This window comes from Paraflavitalea speifideaquila, assembly GCF_032395985.1.
GTDB lineage: Bacteria > Bacteroidota > Bacteroidia > Chitinophagales > Chitinophagaceae > Paraflavitalea > Paraflavitalea speifideaquila.
On the sequence record NZ_CP135920.1, the window covers coordinates 5,685,621 to 5,705,685 of the forward strand.

A 20,065-nucleotide genomic window follows, 5' to 3' on the forward strand; every position below is an offset into this window, starting at 1 on the left:
GGCAGTGAATTTAAATAGTTAGCAAAAAACACCATTCAAAAAAGTATACAAAAGTAACAGTTTGGTAGGTTTTACAAACAAAAAAAGCCAGGCGTTGTTTAACGCCCGGCTTTCAGTATTATGAAATCGTTAAGCAGCTTATTTTACAGAAGCTACCAGGAGCTTGAAGGTATCTGGCTCATTCATGGCCAGGTCGGCCAGTACTTTACGATCCAGGGTGATTCCCTTTACAGCCAGCTTATTGATGAATACGGAATAAGTCAGTCCTTCTTCACGAACGGCGGCATTGATACGGGCGATCCACAATGCGCGGTACTCCCTTTTCTTCAGCTTACGGCCTACATATCTGTATTGGAGACCTTTTTCCAGTACGTTTTTGGCAACGGTATATACATTCTTACGTTTGCCATAAAAGCCCTTGGCTTGTTTTAAAATCCTTTTGCGGCGTGCCCTGCTTGCTACAGCATTTACTGAACGTGGCATATCTTAATAAGTTTGAAAGTTAAAATTGAATTGTTACCAGGCCGTGGCGTTCCCTTGAAGGTGAATAGCGAACGGCTAGAAGCCTATTTCAGCCTCAACAGGCGTTTTACGAAATCCAGGTTGGATTTGTGTACTATGCCAACTTTGCCGAGGGCACGTTTACGCTTGTTGGATTTCTTGGTAAGAATGTGACGTTTGAAAGACTTCTGGTGAGTGATCTTGCCGGTGCCGGTTACTTTGAACCTCTTCTTGGCACTGGAGTTTGTTTTAACTTTAGGCATTTTTACACCTTTAATTGTTACACCCTGCTGGCGCCCCCGGTCCTCCGGGGAACTTTTTGGGCCTTGTGGGCAATAGTGGCCTTATTCAAAAAAGAATAAAACCTGAAAATGGAGCGCAAAGGTAGGAAAAAGGACGTCAAATGAGAAGTATTTCCCAAAGAAAGATTAGCTATTCCTCCCATTTATGCTGGAAAACACCAGGTTTAATAACTTAGCAAAAGTACTGAAAAATGATAAAAAGAAGTAAGTATCTCATTATCAATACTATATATACCATATTCGAGTCAACAATTATAGCTAAATGCTTATAGTACTGGTTAAAGACTTTTTGTCAGGAATTATACGTGTACCAATAACACTCTGAATGTATTGAAAACCTTATCTTTAAAACCTATCCCCTTCGCATATGAAAAAACGCTCTGGTTACTTGCTATCGTAGCATTGGTATTCAATCTGTTTGGTTGTAATAAATCCCGCCCAGGCAAGGCCCGGGTACTGCTCTTCACCAAATCCACCGGCTTCCGGCACACATCCATCCCCCAGGGCATAGCTGCCATCTCCAAACTGGGACAGGAAAATGGCTTTGTGGTGGATACCACCGAAAACGCCTCTTATTTTAATGAAGATTCCCTGGCCAAATACGCAGCTGTGATATTCCTGCATACTACAGGCGATTTGCTGAATCAATACCAGGAAGCTGATTTTGAACGGTATATACAATCCGGAGGTGGCTATATAGGCATCCATGCCGCCGCCGATGCCGAATATGACTGGGGATGGTACGGCCGCCTGGTGGGAGGGTATTTTGAAAGCCACCCCGAACAGCAGGTAGCTAAATTGCTGGTTAAGGATTCTAACCATTTGTCTACCCGGCACCTGCCTCATGAATGGCAACGGAAAGACGAATGGTACAATTATAAGAACCTGGATTCGAGTGTACACGTTGTGCTCACCATCGATGAAAAAAAGTTACCAGGGAGGCAAGAATGGCGACAACCACCCCATGGCCTGGTACCGCGATTTTGATGGTGGCCGCGCCTTCTATACTGGTCTGGGGCACACAGAAGAATCCTTTACCGAAGAAAATTACCTGAAGCACCTGCTGGGAGGTATCCGGTATGCAATGGGCAACAACTACAAACTTGATTATTCAAAAGCTAAATCGGCCCGCACGCCGGATGAAGATCGCTTCACCAAAACCGTATTGGCGCAAGGAATGTTCTTTGAACCCACTGAAATGACCATTTTGCCCAACCTGGATATCCTGGTTGCCCAGCGGCGGGGAGAACTTTTGTTGTATAAGAAGCTCGACACTTGTGCCTGTGTTAAACAGGTGGGGTTTCTGGATGTATACCACAAAACCAATGTACCAGATGTAAATGCCGAAGAAGGGTTTATGGGACTGCAGGCCGATCCTAATTTTGCCCAGAACCACTTCGTATACGTATTCTATAGCCCCAGGGACACTTCCGTTAACCGGCTTTCGCGTTTCAAGTTTGAAAAGGATACACTGGATATGAAGTCGGAAAAGATCATCCTCCAGTTTTATTCACAAAGAGATATCTGTTGCCATACAGGCGGTTCCATAGCCTTTGGACGTGAAGGAAATGAGTTGTTCCTTTCAACAGGCGATAACTCCACCCCTTTGATGAGCCTAAGCAGCGCTATGTAAATCATGGCTTTGGTCCACTGGACGACCGGCCAGGCCATCAGCAATATGATGCACGCCGTTCCTCTGGCAATACCAATGACTTGCGGGGTAAGATCTTACGAATTAAGCTGAAGGAGGATGGGACTTATGAAATACCAGCGGGCAATTTATTTGCCAAGGGTACCCCAATACCAAACCAGAGATCTATGTAATGGGCAATCGCAATCCTTACCGTATCTCAGTCGACAAGAAGAACAATTACCTGTATTGGGGTGAAGTAGGACCAGATGCCAGTAATGATAGCCTGGACAGCCGCGGTCCACGTGGTTATGATGAGGTAAACCAGGCGCGTAAAGCAGGCTTTTTGGATGGCCTTTGTTCGTAGGCAACAACTACGCCTATCACGCTTATAATTATAATACGGGCGCTTCCGCAGGCTCCTATGATCCAGCCAAACCAGTTAATAATTCACGCAACAATACCGGCTTACAGTCATTACCACCTGCCCAGCCGGCCTTTATCTGGTACCCGTATGCCAATTCCACCGAATTTCCGCAGGTGGGTAGTGGGGGCGTAATGCGATGGCAGGCCCTGCTTATTATACCGATCTATTCCCGGATAGCACCCGCCTTCCCAGCTATTACAATAATAAGGTGTTCATTTATGATTGGGTACGGGGTGGATAAAAACGGTGACGTTAAAACCCAATGGGGATTTTGATAAAATGGAACCTTTCATGGAACATACCAAACTCAATTCCATGATCGATTTGGAAGTAGGCCCCGATGGGAAATTGTACATGCTGGAATATGGTACTGGCTGGTTCAGCAAAAATGTGGATGCCGCCATTTCACGGGTAGATTACAATGGAGGCAACCGCCCTGCCAAGGTAGACAGCCTGGAAGTAAACAAATTTTCAGGTGCACTCCCTTTGTGGTGCGGGCCACCGTAATAGCCAAAGATCCTGAAAAGATGCCCTCCGGTATACCTGGCATATTGGCGATTCAATACAGGAAACTACAGAACCCAAACTGGAATATACCATCAAGAAAGCGGGAGATTATGCCATTTCAGTAGATGTAATTGATGATAAGAAAGCAAAGGCCAAAAGCAGTGTGGTAAATGTGTATGCCGGTAATGAAACACCTACAGTAAATATTACACTGCAGGGAAACCAGAGCTTCTACTTTGCCGGTCGCCCCGTGCAATATAGTGTGCAGATTGTTGACAAGGACGATACCGCTAAAGTAAAAGACCTCAATAACCTGATCGTTTCGGCTGATTATGTAGAAGGAAGTGATAAAGCAGGCGCTTCGCAGGGACACCAGGTGCTCACAGAAGCTACCATGGGCAAAAACCTGATGCTATCGCTGGATTGTAAAACCTGCCATAAAGTAGATGAAAAATCAATCGGACCTTCTTTCCAGGATGTTGCCAAGCGATACGAGAAAGACCCTAAAGCTGTTTCCTACCTGGTGGATAAGATCATCAAAGGTGGAGGTGGCGTATGGGGGAGAGGTGGCCATGGCCGCCCACCCTAGCCTGAAAGAATCAGATGCTAAACAGATCGTGACTTGATACAATCGCTCACCGCAGCACAACAAACCAAGAAATCTTTACCCGCTACCGGCACCTTGCAGCCTACATTGAATAAACCAGAAAAAGACAATGGGATATTGTACCTGAGCGCCAGTTATACAGATAAGGGAGGCAATAATATTAAACCCATGACGAATAACGAGGTAGTAGCACTGCGCAATAGCAAAATATACGTAGAAGGTCTCAAGAAGAAGGAAAAATATACCAGCGAAGATAAACAGGGCATGCGCTACTTACTGGCTCCTAAGACTACAGGCTGGTTTGTAATAGACTCCGTCGACCTTACAGGCATCACCAATGTCACGTTGAACCTGGTATGGGAAAACCGGCTCAATCGGGTTATAGCTTCGAGTTTCACCTGGATGGGCCTGGTGGTAAAAACTGGGAGCTATTACACTGCCCGGCGGAGAACAAGCAGGTAATGAACAAAAACCCTTTACCAGCAAAGCATTGGCTACTGCTTTTGAAGGAGTAACAGACGGTAAAAAACACAACTTATACATTGTAAGCAAACCAATTGATGCCACAGAGACCAGCCAGGTGGGGTTCAGTGGATCCAGGTCAGGTAACGGCAGTTAAAGAGCTAACGCAGTTGGTCAATAGATCAACTGCGTTTTTTATGCGCTTGTGGTACCAATAATTTATGACCAAAGCCAGGTTGAGTATCATCAATCCGAAGAACTCGCGGGTATCCTCAATCCAGGGACGCTCGGCCTTCATGGTTTGTGCAATGTTTTCGGCATCGTGTTTGTTGATCCAATCCAGCACGCCATCGTTGGTAAAGAATAAATAACCGGCATAGAGGGTGTATACGATCATTCCGGCCAGGTAGGCCCGGGGATAAAACCTGCCCCTGAAAGCCAGCCAGCAGAGTACGGCACCATAACTATAAATGGGAACCCATACATAAGGATCGGGATCATTGTACTGAAGGGCAGCGCTGATTACAAAAAGAAGGCAAAAGAACAGGTTCAGGATTTTCATACACCAATATACAAAAGCATTATAAACCATACTCGGCTTTCACCTTTTTGGGCAATTTGGCCTTAATCAGGTCATACGATTGTTTTAGGTAAGCAGCCAGTTCTTTTTACTCACTTTCTCTAACTGCACTAAAGTAACCCATTTGGCACGGGCCAGGTAGGGTGCGGGAATGAATCCATCGGTGCCCGACAGCTCCTCAAACTGTTCATCGGGCACTTTAAAAGACACCCGGTTTTCATCCAGGCTAACCAGGCAAAATATCTTTCGTGCTACCATAAAGCACAGGGCATTTTCCCATTTCACCTCTTCCTCCGTGGCAGGCCAGGAAAGGCAGGTTTTCTGTAACCATTCTATGTCCATATTGAGGTATAAATAATTAACGGGAGGTGACACCTTTCCTTTGCTGCGAAGAACGAAAGGTGTCACCTCTCCCAAAAACGCTTGCAAGCTATAAACAATTTCCTGGATAAAAACAACTACATGTAATAGTACCAAAGGCATCTTGTGGCGGCTGTGCAGGCGGCGTAATATTGTGAACACAACTATTAAAACCTGTGATCATGAAAAAGCTCACCCTCCTGGCAGTGATTGTATGTTGTACACATTTCACGCAGGCGCAGCTACTCAAGCGTATTGCCAACCGGGCGCAACAAAAGCTGAGCAAAAGCTTGATCAAAAGGTAGATAAGGCAATTGACGATGCAGTAGATGGCAATAAGAAACCCAAAAGGAAAAGGGAAAAACTGGTAGCGAAACATCCGATCCTACAGAAGGGTCCAATAACAACAATGGTAGCAATGGTAAGCCAGGCAGCCTTAAAAGCTACAGCAAATTTGATTTTGTTCCCGGCGATAAGATCCTGGTGGAAGAAGATTTCTCACAAGATGTCCTGGGTGATTTTCCCGATAAATGGAATACGAATTCCACCGGTGAGCTGGTTACAGTAGAAGGCAAAACCGGCAAATGGTTATCGCTGGCCAAAGAGGGTGTATTTATGCCGGAATTCATCACCTCCCTGCCCGAAAACTTCACCCTTGAATTTGAGGTGATGTGCAACACAGAATACAGCTACTACTCTACCGAACTTCATTTGTACATGGTAGCCCTGGCCAACCGGAAAGACTTTCACAATTACAAGTATTTAGGCACGGCCAAACGTGAAGGGGTGGAAGTATGGATACATCCTTTGGAAGCAGGGAACAATCGTGGTCATACGGGCTTGACGGTTTGGGATGGTGGTACAGAAGGATTGCACAATGAAAGCAGCACACCTCAATTCCATAATAAGACCAATAACTACGTAAAGGTTTCTGTATGGCGTCAGAAGCAGCGCTTACGGGTATACCTCAATGAAGAGAAAGTATGGGATATTCCCCGTGCTTTTGAAACAGATCAAAAATACAATACGCTTCTATTCATGACAGGGAGAACCGACAAAGCCGAGGACCGCTACCTGATCCATAACCTACGGCTCGCGGTGGGAGCGCCTGATACACGCAATAAACTGATCACAGAAGGACGTTTTGTAACGCATGGCATCTTATTCGATGTAAACAGTGACCGGATCAAACCCGACTCTTATGGGGTGTTAAAGGAAATTGCTACTGTGCTTACAGAAAACAAAGAGGTGAAAGTAAAGATCATTGGCCATACGGATAGTGATGGGGAAGAACAGGCCAATATGGACCTTTCCAAACGCCGTGCTGCGGCTGTAAAGACAGCCTTATCAAAAGAGTTTGGCATTGATGCCTCCCGCCTGGAAACAGATGGTAAAGGGGAATCACAGCCTACTGATAAAAACGATACGCCCACTGGCAAGGCCAATAACAGGCGCGTGGAGTTTATTAGGTTGTAACGCCATTATAGGAAAGCCGACTTCGGCAAGCTCCCTTAGACGAAAGGTGGGCCACCTTCGACAAGGCTGAAAGTCGACAAGCGCTGCCTGACATGCCCAAATAAAAAGCATCCCGCCAAGGCAGGATGCTTTTTTAATATGATCAGTAGCGCAGGCTACTCTTTGCGTCTTTCGGCTTCTTTTGCTTGCCCTTTGGTGCCAGGATCATCAACATACGCTTACCTTCCAACTTAGGCATACCTTCGGGTTGTCCTATTTCGGCCAGGCGCTCTGCAAACTTCAAAAGAACCAGCTCACCTCTTTCCTTGAACATGATGGCGCGTCCTTTGAACTGCACATACGCTTTTACTTTGTTGCCTTCCTTCAGAAATGATTCCGCATGGCGGGCTTTAAAGTCAAAGTCGTGATCATCTGTACCAGGTGTAAAACGGATCTCTTTTACTTCAGCCGTTTTACTATTGGCCTTCATCTCCTTTTCCTTCTTCTTCTTCTCGTACAGAAATTTATTATAATCGATGATTTTACATACTGGTGGGTCTGCCTGTGGTGAGATCTCTACCAGGTCAAGTCCCTGATCCTGCGCCATTTTCTGCGCTTCCTGCGTAGAGTATACCCCTACTGTTACATTGTCGCCAACCAAACGTACTTGTGGTACGCGGATCATGTGGTTGGTACGGTGTTCTTGTTGTTGTTCTTTTCTAAAACGTGGATTGAAATTACCTCTCGGAGGTCTCGGTGGAAATGCCATTTACAATTTTTACGTGAATAATTTTAAATACCGGCATCTTTGTTTTCCCTGCATTCACCAGCCGGAGGTGAACTGCATGCCCGGCAATGACCGGGATAAATATTGAGTACGTTTATGCTTACATCGTTGCGTCTATTATACCGTTATTCGCCTCTTCTTTCCTTGATCTCGGCCGACAATTCTGCGATGAACTCATCAATCGGTTTTACCCCTGTATCACCCTTACCCTGACGACGGATAGCCACTTTGCCTTCATTCATCTCCTTCTCCCCAACTACCAGCATATATGGCACTTTCATCAGTTCAGTATCCCGGATCTTCTTACCTATTTTCTCATTGCGGTCATCGACCTCTCCACGAATATCCGCATTTTTCAGGGATTCTAAAATAGAATTTGCATAAGGTAAGAACTTATCACTAATGGGCAAAACCTTCACCTGTACCGGCGCCAGCCAGGCTGGGAACTTTCCGGCATAATGCTCCAGCAGGAACCCGATAAAGCGTTCGTGGGTCCCCAGGGGAGCCCGGTGAATGATCAAGGGCGTTTCGGGGAATTCTCCTTATTGGTAAATTCCAGCTTGAACCTGCGTCCCTGAGCAAAATCCACCTGGTTGGTGGCCAGCGTAAATTCACGCCCAATGGTGCTCCAGATCTGTACGTCGATCTTTGGGCCATAAAAGGCGCCCTCATCAGGTACTTCGATATAAGGAATATTTGACTCCTTCAGTACCTGCCGCACCATTTCTTCCGTTTCCAGCCACAATTCCGGCTCGTTGATGTACTTCTGCCCCAGCTTGGAAGGCTCGTGCAATGATAAACGCATCACGTATTTATCAATACCAAATATCTTAAAGTACTTGATATACATGTCATTAACAGCCCTGAACTCCTGCGCAAACTGCTCCCGGGTACAATAGATATGGGCATCGTTCATGTGCAAACAGCGCACGCGCATCAATCCAAACAGCTCCCCGCTTTGCTCATATCGATAGCAGGTGCCATATTCCGCCAGGCGCAATGGCAGTTCCTTATAGCTCCTGGGTTCGGCTGCAAAGATCTTATGGTGATGCGGACAATTCATGGCCTTCAGGTAGTATTTGGTACCGTCCAGCTCCATGGGAGGGAACATACTGTCTTGATAATAAGGCAGATGCCCACTGGTGAGGTACATACTTTCCTTGGCAATATGCGGGGTCACCACCCTTTATAACCACCTTTGATCTCCGTTTCCTTAGCCAGTTCTTCCAACTCCTCAATTATAATGGTGCCATTGGGCATCCAGAGGGGTAAACCAGGGCCCACATCATCATCCATGGTAAAGATCCCCAATTCCTTGCCCAACTTGCGGTGATCGCGTTTTTTGGCCTCTTCCAGCATCGCCAGGTATTCATCCAATTCCTTTTGCGAAGGAAAAGTAACCCCGTAAATACGCGTTAATTGCTTATTGTTGGCGTCATTTTTCCAGTAAGCGCCGGCAATATTGGTCAGCTTGATGGCCTTGATGGGAGCAGTAGTAGGGATATGCGGTCCACGGCACAGGTCGGTAAAAGTACCCTGGGAATAAAAAGTGATCTCGCCGTCGTTGAGGTTGCTCAACAGGTCCAGCTTGTATTCATCCCCTTTTTCAGTAAAATACTGAACAGCTTCGGCCTTGGGCATGGCTTTCCGTACATAACTATTGTTTTGTTTGGCCAGCTCACCCATCTTCTTTTCCAGCTTGCGCAGGTCATCTTCTGAGATTTGGCGGCCACCCAGGTCGATATCATAATAAAAGCCTTTTTCAATGGCAGGTCCTACCCAGAACTTCGCGCCGGGAAACAGGTCTTCTACCGCCTCTGCCATCAAGTGGGCAGAGGAATGCCAGAAGGTGCTCTTACCACCATCATCATCCCAGGTCAATAATTTAAGCGCTGCATCTTCCTGAATGGGGCGCGTAGCATCCCATACCTGTCCGTTCACATTGGCGGCCAATACTTTCCTGGCCAGCCCTTCACTGATCGATTTGGCGATGTCTAAAGCAGAAACACCTGCTTCATATTCCCGTACTGCTCCGTCCGGTAATGTAATTTTGATCATTTGTTATTATTGCCGTTTCTATTGAATGATTACTAACATACGGTATGAGCTAACTGTTCATGCTGCCTCCGGGATGCAGGGTAGATGATCGTATTGGTGAAACACGTATCTTGAGCCCGCATCCTGTTGTCCCATATCCGAAAGACCGCAAATTTAACGAACTTTTGCAGACTGCGACATACGATATTTGTCGTAATAAACTAAGAATTTAATTAATTTGCCAACGTGAGGCTACTATTCATGAAGCGATTTTTACTTTTTACGATTTGTTGTATCAGTATTTCCGCATCGGCCCAGGATCTGACGGGCATCTGGAGAGGAGGATTTAGGTCAACCGTCAAGAACCGGTTGATGGAAATGCTGGGCCAGGATGACCGGTATAAGTTTGAAGTACAGATAGACCAGCAGGATAAACGTTTCTCTGGCGTTACCTATTCATATCTCACCACCGTTTTTTATGGTAAAGCCACCTGTGAGGGTACAGTAAATCCCAAAACGCATAAAGTTTTACTGGAAGAGATCAAGATTGTAGAACAACGTATGAGTAGCGGAGGCGGTATTTGTATCATGACCTTATTCCTGCAATATTCCAAGGTGGGAGAAGAAGAATTCCTGGAAGGCACCTACTCCAGCATGAAAACCAGCGATTCTTCCGATTGCGGCAAGGGTACAGTATTCCTGCGAAAAGTAGTCACCTCCGATTTTTATAAAGAACCTTTCCTGGTAGAACGGGAAAAGGAAGCGGAAAAAGAAACCTTTGGTGACGCCTAAACCCGATAGCAGCACCATTGCCAGGAAGACAACGCCGGAAACCAAATCTGGTATCGCTAAAAAGCAACCCGGTACCATAGCCAAAACCACCACACCGGTAAAAACCAGTGGCTACACCGCCTGTTAAAACAGTTCCCAAAACCAATGCGATCGTCAAGAAAACAACGCCCAAGAAAAATCCACCGGTTGCCCAGGCCCCGGAAATAAAACCAACCACCAAACCCATTACTATCGACAGTTCTAAAAAAATAGAAAAACCTGTTGTAGCAGCCCCCGCAGTTCCTACCCCTAAAATATTAATCACCCGGGAAAATGAGCTGGTGAAAACCATTACTACCAATGCCAATGAGGTATATATCAAGATTTACGATAATGGCGCTGTAGACAATGATACGATTTCGGTATACCTGGATAAAAAGCTGGTCCTCTCTAAGAAAAGATTGACAGAAAAAGCGATCACTTTAAGCTTCAAGCTGGATGACGACAACAATTTCCATGAATTAGTGATGGTAGCGGAAAACCTGGGAGAAATACCTCCCAATACTTCACTGATGGTTGTTGAGGCCGGGAAACAGCAGTATGAAGTGCGGATCACCTCCACAGAACAGAAGAATGCAGTAGTGAACTTTAAGTATCAACGTTGAAGAAACAAATCGCTGATAGAAGGATTTTAGGGATTACACTGATGGGGATCGTTGATCAATAAGACTTACTGGATTTCATTGATAAAAAGCACTGAATAAATGATTAGGATATGGCGCACTAATAGCCGCTTTTATCAAATCTGCGAAATCCTCTTAATCCAATAATCAGCGATACCGTTCACATAAATTACCATGGTGGACATTGTAGTAGTTATTAATTTCCATTAAAATCCCCGGATGCGTTTTCTCCTGCTTTGCTTATTGGTTATCTGTAGTAGCTCCCTGGCAGCACAGTCCCTTACTGGCATCTGGCGAGGTAAACGCACACAAGGTTCGCAAGGCTGTTTTCCTGAATATTACCTGGAGATGCATATTACCTGGTCCAATGAAAAAGAGATCATGGGCAATGCCTACAGTTATATTGACAATAAGCAATACACCAAGATCAATTTCACGGGCCGATACAATCCATTGAATAAACGGATGGTGATCACAGAAAGCGCCGTATTGCAATACAGCGTTCCTGCCAATTGCATTCCTTGTATCAAGACATACGACCTTACCTGGTCTAAAAATGGCGGTCAGGAAGCCTTACTGGGCGAATGGCAAGGACATGAAATGGGCAATAACAATGCCTGCCCACCGGGCAAGATCACCTTGAACCGGGAGGCTGTACCCACTTTCCCTGTTGATGTATTTCAAAGCGATACCTTAGTGAATGTGCAGAAAAATCTGAAACTGCAAAACCGGGAAAAGGAAATTGTGCAAACGGTGGTGATTGACACGTCGGCTATCAAAATTGAATTGTATGACAATGCAGAGATCGATGATGATACAGTAAGTGTATTCCTGAACAATACCTTATTGCTGCATAAGAAAAGGCTTACAGACAAACCGCTCACCTTACAATTCAATGCTTTTCCCAATACTGAATATGAATTGATGATGTATGCCGAAAACCTGGGCCGCATCCCTCCCAATACCTCACTCATGGTGATCACAGCCGGTAAAAAACGGTATGAAGTACGACTTTCATCCAGTGAACAAAAGAGTGCAGTGGTGAAGTTTAAGTATACGCAGTGATGTCGCCAATCGTGAATCGGCAATGCGTTTGCTTCGATGAATTAGTGTTTCAAGAGTTTAGATTGTAAATAAAACAGAACGTCCGGAAGAATGATCATCTGCTGATGAGATCTTCGGGGTGTTGAATTCTTTTGTATTCTAAATTCTGCATTCTGTATTCCACATTCAATCTCGTTCAATTAAGCTTGTCACACCTTTAAGGTGAGTCACGCTACCGCCCGGCTAATGCAGCGCTGCAGAGTGGGCCACCTTTGTAACTGGCAAAAGCTTTCTTAACTTAACGATATTGAATCTTCATTCTGTATTCTCTCCTTAAAACCCTTGCCTTCCTTGTGTACCCTGAGCAGGCGCTTTGCGTGGCAATTTTTCATCGCGCTGGGCTGCATGATAAACAAAGAAGCGATCACCGTTGCAGCCTGCTTCAGGTCATCAGCCTGCAGGTGATCATAAGAATCCATATTCGTATGGTGCGTGCGGGTATTGTATTCTATTTCATCCTGGATGAACTGAAAACCAGCCAACCCAATGCCATCAAATGACAGGTGATCGGTACCGCCGGTATTTTGCAGGGTAACCGTGGTAGCGCCCAGATCATTAAAAGGTTTCAGCCACTCGGCAAAAATAGGCTTCACCCCTTCATTACCCTGGGTATAAATACCCCTGATCTTACCCGTACCATTATCGAGGTTAAAATAAGCAGCCACTTTATCACCAGCTGCATTGAAGCGGCGGGTAGCGGTATCGGTAAAATGGTTGCGCACATAGTTGCGCGACCCATGCAAGCCCTGCTCTTCCCCACCCCATAAAGCAATGCGAATGGTACGACGCGGTTTTATATTCAATGCTTTCAGGATGCGGATGGCTTCCATCATCACCGCACAGCCGGCTGCATTATCCGTGGCCCCTACTGACCCATGCCAGGAATCCAGGTGACCACCCAACATAACCAGTTCTTCTTTCAGTTGAGGATCGGTACCCTTGATCTCCGCAACCACATTGTATCCTTTCAGGTCATTGGTATAGAACTTTGATTTTACATCCACATCAATCTTCACAGGTATATTAGCGCTAACCAGTCTTTGGAGCGACATATAATCTTCATAGGCCAGCATAATATCCAGGAAGTTTTCGGGAGCCGACCCAATGTAAGCACCACCACCCTGTACAAATAAAGTACCATCACGGCCACGAGGGCTGGTACTCAATAAAGCCAACGCACCTTCGACTTTGGCCAATTCCCTGATCTTGCCTTGCAATGCCATGGCAGCACCAAAACCACCACGCGGGCCGCCTGGTCCGCCACCACCACGAACATCACGGGTAGGAACATTTTTGGGATCGAACGCCGCCATCTTGCCCAGCTCTTCTTCGGTATAACGGCTGCCGTCTGTCTTATAAGTAGGCTTCAGGGTATCGGTACGGGGCAACAGAACCAGCTTGCCTTTCAGTTTTCCTTTATAAGCTTGTAATTCGGTAGAATCTTTGGCGTTCAAAATGATCACCTCAGCACTCTTCAATCCTTTGCTGCTGGAAGTCCAGGTTTTGGGGAAGGCAATCAGCGGCTTATAGTAAGGGGCCGTCATGGCTACATAAGATTTTTCCAGTTCCCAGCCCTTACCCCATTCGCCCCAGGATTCCAGTTGAGCACCTTCAGCGCCAAATTTGGCAAGCTCGGCTTTGGCCCAATTAGCAGCACGCAGGTAGCCAGGTGAATTGTTGAGGCGGGGACCGCTTACTTCGGTGAGGTAGAAAACAATGTCCATCACTTTGGAATTATTGAGCCCCTCGGCGCGTATCTTTTGTACCATATCGGCATCCAGTTTTTCCTGGGCCATGGACAGATAGCTAACCAGGAAAGCAGCCCCGGTGAATAGCAATTTTCTCATTAGTGATAAATTTTATTGGTTGGACGGGAAAACTAGGGCATTCCTGCTGTAAAGCGAAGACCCAACAAGACAATTTGTTTAAATAGAGGATGAATGGCAGATTGACAAGGCTATTGCATTATATTTGAAGTCTATTTAACCCATGAACATTAAGCAATTCAAGCCCCTGCATTGGATTTACAACCTGCTAAACTATAAGGCGCTGCAACACAACAAAGCCGCCTATAGCAGGTATGGCTTTCGCAAATCGCTCATCGCTTCTATTTCCAGCAAGGATTTCCCGGACAAAACATCACAGGCCTGGTTGGATACGGGAAATTCGGCACAATTAGCCCCTCAAAAGAAGGCTTTCACAAGTTTGAACCAGCGGTACAACAAAAACTAAAAGATTGGAGTGCCAATGGTTACCTCATCCTGGAACAGTTCTTCAATACCACTACCTGTAATATTATAAACCAGGAAATTGACCAACTACAGCAAAAAGGCAAACTGGCTTTTACCTATGGTAATAAACTCATGTTTGCGAATAAAAGATCAGCCCCTATAAAGGACCTTACCCTTAACCCTGATCTCACCGCTTTACTACAATTCATTTTGGATAAAGAAGTAGTGCCCTTCCAAACCATCAATTTCATTCAGGGCAGCCAGCAGCGGGCACATTCAGATAGCATCCACATGACCACCTATCCGTTGGGTTATCTTATTGCCGTATGGATTGCACTGGAAGACGTAACCAACGACAATGGCCCACTGTTTTATTACCCCGGCAGCCATCAACTACCCTACCTCCTTAACAATGATTTCAATGAGGGGTCAACCAAGCTCAGGTTAGGCAAAAAAGATTATCCCGATTATGAGGATATGGTGGAAGAATTGATAGCCACTAAAAATTATGAAAAGAAGGAGTTTCTGGCTCGCAAAGGCGATATACTCATCTGGCATGCCAACCTGGTTCACGGTGGCGCACCCATTATCAAAACAAGCACCCGTAAAAGCATGGTGATCCACTACTATGCCAAAGATGTGATCAAATACCACGAAATCACAGAACGGCCTTCCTTGCTGGAAGATTAACCACCAACTCCCCACTACCTACAATCAATGTTACTCCATTAATCAGCCAGTCCGCAGCCTGGCAAAGGCTGCTATAAGCCATTTTCCACCCAATTCACCGGCTAATACAATCCGTATACAAAACGTATACAGTACCTATACATTCCGTAGACATTCCGTCCCTTTAAAGTACGTATTATATACGTAATATATACGTGATGTATACGGAACATATACGGAATATCTAAGCATCACGATAAGCCTGTCTATGCCTGTTCCCAGGATAATTCTAGCCAAACAGGTAGGAAAGACCTGATGAGGTGTTGCAGAGGAAGAACTCCCCCTTACCATAAAAAGTGGCTGGTCCCGCCTATGGAGAGACAGCCTGCCTTGAGGTATTAAAAGGATTGGTACAAATTGAACCGGTTTTGATCCAATATTGAGGCCTACTCGCTAAGTCGTCTTGTACTTTTGAGGCTAATAGCCTAACTGCTTTAACGATTTAGTATGAATACCAACCTTGCCACCAAACCGAAAAGGGCATTGCCTCTGCCTGCCCTGCTATTGTTTATCCTGGTCTATGCGTGTTCGGACAAAAACACGATCGATACAGGAACGTCTTACGATCCTTCCCAACCTGTAAGTATTAGCCGCATTGCTCCCGATAGCGGGGCGTTAACACGCAAATGATCATCTATGGTTCCAATTTCGGCAATGATACGTCCCTTATCAAAGTGTACATCAACAGGCATCCCGCCCGTATCATCGGCATCAACGGTACAGCACTCTATGTTTTAGTACCTTCCAAAGCCGGCACGGGCGAAGTAAAAGTGGTGATTGGCAATCCTGCCAAAGAAGTGATCGCCCCTGGTCCATTCAAATACATTTTCCTGCCCTCTGTCAGTACGTTGGCCGGCTTTACGGATAAAGACGGCAGAACGGCCATCGTAGACGGTCCTATTGACAAGGCACAATTTGAAGAACCTTACTGGCTGTGCTTTGACGAACAAAAGAATATCTATTTGTTGGAAGAACGCAGGGGCTTGCGTTTTATAAATGCCGCCAAAACGCAGGTAACCACCAAATTCAGAACAGGTAACGGAATGGACCGTCCGAGAACGCTGGCCTTTAATCCTACCTGGGATACACTTTATATCACCAACGATCAAGGGTCATGGACGGGTTTAAGTACGGCAGTAGCTACCAAGGGGATAATTTTACCAGGTGGACATCGCTCATCTATAGCTTGCAAACCAACGGGGGCGACGTACAACCCCAGACGGGGAATACTTTTACAATTCTTATTCTAATGGCGCCATTTTTAAATGGGACCGGGTAGCAAAGGTATCCAGAGAGCTTTTCCGCATAGGCGATGTAAGCTGGGAATTCAATATCCAATTTGCCCCCAGTGGAGATTTCGCTTACATCGTAGTGGTGAACCAGCATTATATTCTGAAAGCCAATTTTAACCGGGAGACCAGGCAGTTGGAAACACCTGTGCATTTTGTTGGAGGAAGAAGAAGTCCAGGCTATCAGGACGGGGTGGGTACGGATGCACGGTTCGATCAACCGCACCAGGGAGCTTTCGATGAAAATGACAACTTTTATGTCTGCGATATTTATAACCATTGTATCCGGAAAATAACGCCTGAAGGTGTAGTAAGCACTTTTGCCGGCCGTCCCAGGACATACGGCTATGCAGATGGTGCTTTGCGGGATGCTCAATTTGACCGGCCAATGGGCATCATCTATGATAAAGCAACCGGCACCTTTTATGTAGCCGATCAAAAAACAGGCGTATCAGAATCATCTCCACAGAATAACACATGTAACAGCTAACCTACACAGCGCAACCTGAATATTGTAACAATGAAAAATATATAACATTACTACTGCTACTAGTCGGTAGTTTGATGGCTACCCATGCCCAGGAAACCATACAGGTAACGGGCACCATAACCGATGATACCAATAATCCGCTCGTTGGTGTTAGTGTTTCCATAAAAGATAAGATAAGCGGCGGTACGATGACTAATCAAAAAAGGTCAGTATGCGATAAGAACAGATCCTTATAGTACTTTAATATTCTCCTATGTTGGTTTTGGTATCCAGGAAATTAAAATAGGGAATAAGACGCTATTGAATGTAAGGCTTAAAACAGCGGATTCGAGTGCATTAACACAAGTGATCGTGACCGCAGCAGGTCTGCAGAAAAAGTATCTGTTGTGGGGGCCATCTCGTCCATCAATATTGATGAATTGCGTACGCCCACTGCCAATATCACGAATGGGCTTGCCGGGAATGTTCCGGGCATTATTGCTATGCAAGGGTCGGGAGAACCAGGTAACAATCAATCTGAATTTTGGATCCGGGGATCTCCACCTTTGGCGCCAATCAAAGTGCCCTGGTATTGGTGGATGGATTTGAACGGCCTTTTAATGAGATCAATATTGAAGATATCCAGTCGTTTTCGGTCTTAAAAGATGCATCGGCTACGGCCATTTATGGTTCCAGGGGCGCCAATGGCGTGGTCCTGATCACTACTAAAAGGGCCGGACGGGCAAAGTGAATGTGGATGGGAAAATTGAATACGGTTATTTAACACGTACACGCACGCCCAAGTTTGTTGATGGCTATACTTACGCTCAATTGGCCAATGAAGCGAAGATCACCAGGAACCAGGAGCCATTGTATACGGCTAATGAGATCCAATTGTTTAAGGAAAGGTTAGATCCCGATCTATATCCCAATGTAGACTGGCAGGACAAGATGCTGAAAGACGGGGCCAGCATATACAGGGCTGCTATTAATCTATCAGGCGGGGCCTCCATTGCGCGGTATTTTGTTTCGGCCAGCTACGTGGACGAAGGGGGTATGTATAAAACGGATCAGGCATTACAAGATTATAAAACAAATGCGCACTTGTCGAGGTGGAATTACCGGGTGAACTATGATCTTGATATTTCCAAATCAACCACCCTGGCGCTGGGTGTTTCCGGATTCCTGGAGAAGCAGAACTTTCCGGGTTTGAATAATATGAATATCTGGTATTCACTGATTGGCCAGTCGCCGGTTTCTATACCGTTTAAATATTCTAATGGACTGATACCTGCCTATGGTACGGGCAACCAAACCAATCCCTGGGTATTGGCCACACAAACCGGTTACCGGGAACATTGGGAAAATAAAACGGAATCCAATATCACGCTTAACCAACGGTTGGATATGCTGACCAGAGGGCTAAGACTTACGGCGAGACTGGCATTTGACGCCAATAGCCTGAATGATATTAACCGTATCAAATGGCCCGAACAATACAATGTGGAACGGAGAAGGGACCGCAACGGCAACCTCATTATGCACCGGGTATCTCCGGCGTCGTTAATGACTCAGGAATCAAGCTCATGGGGTGAAAGGGTTTACCAGGGAGATATTGAATTGGGCTACAGCCGGAACTTTAACAATAAACATACGGTGGAAGGCTTGCTCAAATCTTTTGTACGGGAACAACGGCAAACGCAAAACCTGGGAACAGATATTAAAAATGGGTTACCCCGCCGCAACCTGTCGCTTTCGGGCAGGGCGATGTATGGCTATATGAACCGGTATTTGGTAGAATTCAACTTTGGCTATACCGGATCGGAAAATTTCAAATCGGGGCATCAGTTTGGTTTCTTTCCGGCCGTGGCGGTAGGTTGGAACATAGCTGAGGAAAAATTCATCCAGGAAAAATATAGTTGGCTGAACCTGCTCAAGCTCCGTTATTCTATTGGGGAAGTAGGCAACGATAATTTTGGCAACCTGCGATTTGCCTACCTGAGTACGATTGAAAGCGGCGGCGGTTTTAATTTCGGAGAACCGGTAAGTCCCAATACCTATTCCGGGTTGTATTATACCCAGGTAGCGTCGGATGCACTTACCTGGGAAGTGGCCAGGAAACAGAACCTGGGCCTGGACCTCAGCGTCTTTAACAATGCCCTGTCGCTCACGGTTGACATCTTCCAGGAAACCCGCCAGAACATCTATATACGTAGAAGCCAGTTGCCTTCAATGACCGGCATCAGCAGCCAGCCCTGGGCCAATGTGGGCAAGATGGACAACCGGGGTATCGATGGCAATTTTGCGATCCGGAGAAAGATCCATCAGATTGATTTTGTACTGCGGGGAAACCTCACTTATTATAAGAATAAGATACTGGACCGGGATGAACAATTTAACAGTTATGAGTACCTGTTACAAAAGGGATACCGTGCCGAGCAAACGAGGGGGTTGATCGCGCTGGGTTTGTTCAAGGATTATGAAGATATCAGGAACAGCCCCCGGCAAACATTCGGCTCGTATATGCCTGGTGACATCAAATACAAAGATGTAAACGGGGATGGTATTATTACTGACGAAGATGTGGTACCTGTGGGCGCCGGATGGAGACCATCGCTGGAATACGGCATGGGTATGTCGGCCAGTTATAAAGGGATTGATATCAATGTTCACTTTCAGGGAGCTGGGCGCAATTCATACTTCTTAAGTGGCCCTACGGTGTATCCTTTTGTGGAAGGTGGATGGGGCAATATTCTAGCTGAAATGGTAAAGCCAGGCAGTCGGTGGATAGCTGAATCTTCGCCTGGTGGAGGTAAGGGTACTGAAAATCCTGCTGCCCAATACCCACGTTTAAGTTATGGTGGTAATGCAAATAATTACCGTTCTTCTACTTTTTGGTTAAGGGATGGGACTTACCTGCGCTTTAAGCTATTAGAGTTGGGGTATACTTTACCGGCCAGTATTGCAACAAGATTACGTCTCCGGGGGTTGCGGGTGTACCTGTTGGGGCAAAACCTGATGGTGTGGGATAAAGTAAAGGTATGGGATCCCGAAATGGCCACCAGTGATGGTACGCGTTACCCATTGCCCAAAACATTCACGATGGGTATGACCTTCAAATTTTAATCAACTAC

The 20,065-nt window shown here is 45.9% G+C and carries 30 protein-coding genes; 20 read left to right on the forward strand and 10 right to left on the reverse strand.

All coding sequences use genetic code 11. The features are described 5' to 3' along the window. Positions 1-138: 138 nt before the first annotated feature. Together rplT and rpmI are read right to left on the reverse strand one after the other, a co-directional pair. Positions 139-483, reverse strand: coding sequence for a 50S ribosomal protein L20 (rplT, locus tag RS881_RS39075; protein WP_315815726.1), 345 nt, complete (start codon positions 481-483; stop codon positions 139-141). 83 nt (positions 484-566) lie between these two features. Further along, positions 567-764: a 50S ribosomal protein L35 gene (gene rpmI, locus RS881_RS39080; RefSeq protein WP_315815727.1), complete on the reverse strand. Its 198-nt coding sequence runs from the start codon at positions 762-764 to the stop codon at positions 567-569. Positions 765-1,133: 369 nt separating this feature from the next. Between rpmI and RS881_RS39085 the strand changes: the two genes are divergently transcribed. The 7 genes from RS881_RS39085 to RS881_RS39115 all read left to right on the forward strand — a co-directional run bounded on the left by RS881_RS39085 (position 1,134) and on the right by RS881_RS39115 (position 4,436). Then, complete coding sequence (locus RS881_RS39085; RefSeq protein ID WP_315815728.1) at positions 1,134-1,790, forward strand: ThuA domain-containing protein; 657 nt, start codon at positions 1,134-1,136, stop codon at positions 1,788-1,790. After that, entirely contained in the window at positions 1,723-2,436 is a 714-nt protein-coding gene (locus tag RS881_RS39090; protein WP_315815729.1) for a ThuA domain-containing protein, read from the forward strand. The genes RS881_RS39085 and RS881_RS39090 overlap by 68 nt, the downstream gene beginning before the upstream one ends. Before the next feature lie 190 nt (positions 2,437-2,626). Further along, the gene (locus RS881_RS39095) at positions 2,627-2,800 is read left to right on the forward strand and encodes a hypothetical protein (protein ID WP_315815730.1); all 174 of its coding nucleotides are present in this window, start codon (positions 2,627-2,629) and stop codon (positions 2,798-2,800) included. After that, positions 2,791-3,135, forward strand: coding sequence for a hypothetical protein (locus RS881_RS39100; protein WP_315815731.1), 345 nt, complete (start codon positions 2,791-2,793; stop codon positions 3,133-3,135). Before RS881_RS39095 ends, RS881_RS39100 begins: the two co-directional genes overlap by 10 nt. A 16-nt stretch (positions 3,136-3,151) precedes the next feature. After that, positions 3,152-3,367 carry a hypothetical protein gene (locus RS881_RS39105; protein ID WP_315815732.1) on the forward strand — a complete coding sequence of 72 codons (216 nt, stop codon included), beginning with the start codon at positions 3,152-3,154 and terminating at the stop codon, positions 3,365-3,367. A 163-nt stretch (positions 3,368-3,530) separates the two neighbouring features. Beyond that, the gene (locus RS881_RS39110; RefSeq protein WP_315815733.1) at positions 3,531-3,956 is read left to right on the forward strand and encodes a c-type cytochrome; all 426 of its coding nucleotides are present in this window, start codon (positions 3,531-3,533) and stop codon (positions 3,954-3,956) included. Positions 3,957-3,989: 33 nt separating this feature from the next. Further along, positions 3,990-4,436, forward strand: a complete 447-nt coding sequence (locus RS881_RS39115) for a hypothetical protein (protein WP_315815734.1) — start codon at positions 3,990-3,992, stop codon at positions 4,434-4,436. Between the two features lie 139 nt (positions 4,437-4,575). Here RS881_RS39115 and RS881_RS39120 read toward each other — a convergent pair whose 3' ends face one another. Both RS881_RS39120 and RS881_RS39125 read right to left on the reverse strand, forming a co-directional pair. After that, positions 4,576-5,028, reverse strand: coding sequence for a transmembrane 220 family protein (locus RS881_RS39120; RefSeq protein WP_315815735.1), 453 nt, complete (start codon positions 5,026-5,028; stop codon positions 4,576-4,578). Between the two features lie 54 nt (positions 5,029-5,082). Continuing rightward, on the reverse strand, positions 5,083-5,538 hold the full coding sequence (locus RS881_RS39125) for an MmcQ/YjbR family DNA-binding protein (protein ID WP_315815736.1): 456 nt from the start codon (positions 5,536-5,538) through the stop codon (positions 5,083-5,085). A 20-nt stretch (positions 5,539-5,558) separates the two neighbouring features. Here RS881_RS39125 and RS881_RS39130 point away from each other — a divergent pair, with 20 nt between their 5' ends. Both RS881_RS39130 and RS881_RS39135 read left to right on the forward strand, forming a co-directional pair. Next, positions 5,559-5,681, forward strand: coding sequence for a hypothetical protein (locus RS881_RS39130; RefSeq protein ID WP_315815737.1), 123 nt, complete (start codon positions 5,559-5,561; stop codon positions 5,679-5,681). 178 nt (positions 5,682-5,859) lie between these two features. Then, a complete protein-coding gene (locus RS881_RS39135; protein WP_315815738.1) occupies positions 5,860-6,852 on the forward strand; it encodes an OmpA family protein in 993 nt (330 codons plus the stop codon). Positions 6,853-6,994: 142 nt separating this feature from the next. Here the strand turns inward: RS881_RS39135 and infC are convergent, their stop codons facing one another. From infC to RS881_RS39155, 4 genes are all read right to left on the reverse strand, one after another. Then, entirely contained in the window at positions 6,995-7,600 is a 606-nt protein-coding gene (infC, locus tag RS881_RS39140) for a translation initiation factor IF-3 (RefSeq protein ID WP_315815739.1), read from the reverse strand. Positions 7,601-7,743: 143 nt separating this feature from the next. Next, entirely contained in the window at positions 7,744-8,139 is a 396-nt protein-coding gene (locus RS881_RS39145; protein WP_315815740.1) for a His/Gly/Thr/Pro-type tRNA ligase C-terminal domain-containing protein, read from the reverse strand. After that, the gene (locus RS881_RS39150) at positions 8,136-8,801 is read right to left on the reverse strand and encodes an aminoacyl--tRNA ligase-related protein (protein WP_315815741.1); all 666 of its coding nucleotides are present in this window, start codon (positions 8,799-8,801) and stop codon (positions 8,136-8,138) included. The genes RS881_RS39145 and RS881_RS39150 overlap by 4 nt, the downstream gene beginning before the upstream one ends. Beyond that, a complete protein-coding gene (locus RS881_RS39155) occupies positions 8,795-9,676 on the reverse strand; it encodes a TGS domain-containing protein (protein WP_315815742.1) in 882 nt (293 codons plus the stop codon). Before RS881_RS39155 ends, RS881_RS39150 begins: the two co-directional genes overlap by 7 nt. Before the next feature lie 240 nt (positions 9,677-9,916). On the opposite strand from RS881_RS39155, the gene RS881_RS39160 reads away from it, so the two are divergent. From RS881_RS39160 to RS881_RS39175, 4 genes are all read left to right on the forward strand, one after another. After that, entirely contained in the window at positions 9,917-10,447 is a 531-nt protein-coding gene (locus tag RS881_RS39160; protein ID WP_315815743.1) for a hypothetical protein, read from the forward strand. Continuing rightward, a complete protein-coding gene (locus RS881_RS39165) occupies positions 10,434-10,574 on the forward strand; it encodes a hypothetical protein (RefSeq protein ID WP_315815744.1) in 141 nt (46 codons plus the stop codon). The genes RS881_RS39160 and RS881_RS39165 overlap by 14 nt, the downstream gene beginning before the upstream one ends. Next, the gene (locus tag RS881_RS39170; RefSeq protein ID WP_315815745.1) at positions 10,555-11,091 is read left to right on the forward strand and encodes a hypothetical protein; all 537 of its coding nucleotides are present in this window, start codon (positions 10,555-10,557) and stop codon (positions 11,089-11,091) included. Before RS881_RS39165 ends, RS881_RS39170 begins: the two co-directional genes overlap by 20 nt. Positions 11,092-11,328: 237 nt before the next feature. Continuing rightward, entirely contained in the window at positions 11,329-12,174 is an 846-nt protein-coding gene (locus RS881_RS39175) for a hypothetical protein (protein ID WP_315815746.1), read from the forward strand. A gap of 272 nt (positions 12,175-12,446) precedes the next feature. On the opposite strand, the gene RS881_RS39180 is transcribed toward RS881_RS39175, so the two are convergent. Next, on the reverse strand, positions 12,447-14,060 hold the full coding sequence (locus RS881_RS39180) for a M20/M25/M40 family metallo-hydrolase (protein ID WP_315815747.1): 1,614 nt from the start codon (positions 14,058-14,060) through the stop codon (positions 12,447-12,449). Positions 14,061-14,202: 142 nt separating this feature from the next. Here RS881_RS39180 and RS881_RS39185 point away from each other — a divergent pair, with 142 nt between their 5' ends. The 5 genes from RS881_RS39185 (at position 14,203) to RS881_RS39205 (ending at position 16,952) form a co-directional block, all read left to right on the forward strand. Further along, on the forward strand, positions 14,203-14,445 hold the full coding sequence (locus RS881_RS39185) for a hypothetical protein (protein ID WP_315815748.1): 243 nt from the start codon (positions 14,203-14,205) through the stop codon (positions 14,443-14,445). Positions 14,446-14,510: 65 nt separating this feature from the next. Further along, a complete protein-coding gene (locus tag RS881_RS39190; RefSeq protein ID WP_315824744.1) occupies positions 14,511-15,134 on the forward strand; it encodes a phytanoyl-CoA dioxygenase family protein in 624 nt (207 codons plus the stop codon). A 486-nt stretch (positions 15,135-15,620) separates the two neighbouring features. Further along, complete coding sequence (locus RS881_RS39195; RefSeq protein WP_315815749.1) at positions 15,621-15,803, forward strand: hypothetical protein; 183 nt, start codon at positions 15,621-15,623, stop codon at positions 15,801-15,803. Next, the gene (locus RS881_RS39200) at positions 15,800-16,423 is read left to right on the forward strand and encodes an IPT/TIG domain-containing protein (RefSeq protein ID WP_315815750.1); all 624 of its coding nucleotides are present in this window, start codon (positions 15,800-15,802) and stop codon (positions 16,421-16,423) included. Before RS881_RS39195 ends, RS881_RS39200 begins: the two co-directional genes overlap by 4 nt. 121 nt (positions 16,424-16,544) lie before the next feature. Next, positions 16,545-16,952 (forward strand): NHL repeat-containing protein, encoded by a 408-nt coding sequence (locus tag RS881_RS39205; RefSeq protein ID WP_315815751.1) that lies wholly within the window; start codon positions 16,545-16,547, stop codon positions 16,950-16,952. A 59-nt stretch (positions 16,953-17,011) separates the two neighbouring features. Here RS881_RS39205 and RS881_RS39210 read toward each other — a convergent pair whose 3' ends face one another. Further along, positions 17,012-17,152, reverse strand: a complete 141-nt coding sequence (locus RS881_RS39210; protein ID WP_315815752.1) for a hypothetical protein — start codon at positions 17,150-17,152, stop codon at positions 17,012-17,014. A 323-nt stretch (positions 17,153-17,475) separates the two neighbouring features. On the opposite strand from RS881_RS39210, the gene RS881_RS39215 reads away from it, so the two are divergent. Both RS881_RS39215 and RS881_RS39220 read left to right on the forward strand, forming a co-directional pair. Next, the gene (locus RS881_RS39215) at positions 17,476-17,682 is read left to right on the forward strand and encodes a TonB-dependent receptor plug domain-containing protein (RefSeq protein WP_315815753.1); all 207 of its coding nucleotides are present in this window, start codon (positions 17,476-17,478) and stop codon (positions 17,680-17,682) included. Beyond that, a complete protein-coding gene (locus RS881_RS39220; RefSeq protein ID WP_315815754.1) occupies positions 17,679-20,057 on the forward strand; it encodes a SusC/RagA family TonB-linked outer membrane protein in 2,379 nt (792 codons plus the stop codon). Before RS881_RS39215 ends, RS881_RS39220 begins: the two co-directional genes overlap by 4 nt. Positions 20,058-20,065: the final 8 nt, after the last annotated feature.

Excerpts from the sequence above, each read along its gene's own strand:
- RS881_RS39120 (WP_315815735.1), bottom strand. The coding sequence starts at position 5,028 with ATGGTTTATAATGCTTTTGTATATTGGTGTATGAAAATCCTGAACCTG.
- RS881_RS39195 (WP_315815749.1), top strand. The coding sequence starts at position 15,621 with ATGAATACCAACCTTGCCACCAAACCGAAAAGGGCATTGCCTCTGCCT.
- infC (WP_315815739.1), bottom strand. The coding sequence starts at position 7,600 with ATGGCATTTCCACCGAGACCTCCGAGAGGTAATTTCAATCCACGTTTT.
- RS881_RS39175 (WP_315815746.1), top strand. The coding sequence starts at position 11,329 with ATGCGTTTTCTCCTGCTTTGCTTATTGGTTATCTGTAGTAGCTCCCTG.
- RS881_RS39105 (WP_315815732.1), top strand. The coding sequence starts at position 3,152 with ATGGAACATACCAAACTCAATTCCATGATCGATTTGGAAGTAGGCCCC.
- RS881_RS39095 (WP_315815730.1), top strand. The coding sequence starts at position 2,627 with ATGGGCAATCGCAATCCTTACCGTATCTCAGTCGACAAGAAGAACAAT.
- RS881_RS39160 (WP_315815743.1), top strand. The coding sequence starts at position 9,917 with ATGAAGCGATTTTTACTTTTTACGATTTGTTGTATCAGTATTTCCGCA.
- RS881_RS39130 (WP_315815737.1), top strand. The coding sequence starts at position 5,559 with ATGAAAAAGCTCACCCTCCTGGCAGTGATTGTATGTTGTACACATTTC.
- rplT (WP_315815726.1), bottom strand. The coding sequence starts at position 483 with ATGCCACGTTCAGTAAATGCTGTAGCAAGCAGGGCACGCCGCAAAAGG.
- RS881_RS39185 (WP_315815748.1), top strand. The coding sequence starts at position 14,203 with ATGAACATTAAGCAATTCAAGCCCCTGCATTGGATTTACAACCTGCTA.
- RS881_RS39200 (WP_315815750.1), top strand. The coding sequence starts at position 15,800 with ATGATCATCTATGGTTCCAATTTCGGCAATGATACGTCCCTTATCAAA.
- RS881_RS39180 (WP_315815747.1), bottom strand. The coding sequence starts at position 14,060 with ATGAGAAAATTGCTATTCACCGGGGCTGCTTTCCTGGTTAGCTATCTG.
- RS881_RS39155 (WP_315815742.1), bottom strand. The coding sequence starts at position 9,676 with ATGATCAAAATTACATTACCGGACGGAGCAGTACGGGAATATGAAGCA.
- RS881_RS39090 (WP_315815729.1), top strand. The coding sequence starts at position 1,723 with ATGAAAAAAAGTTACCAGGGAGGCAAGAATGGCGACAACCACCCCATG.
- rpmI (WP_315815727.1), bottom strand. The coding sequence starts at position 764 with ATGCCTAAAGTTAAAACAAACTCCAGTGCCAAGAAGAGGTTCAAAGTA.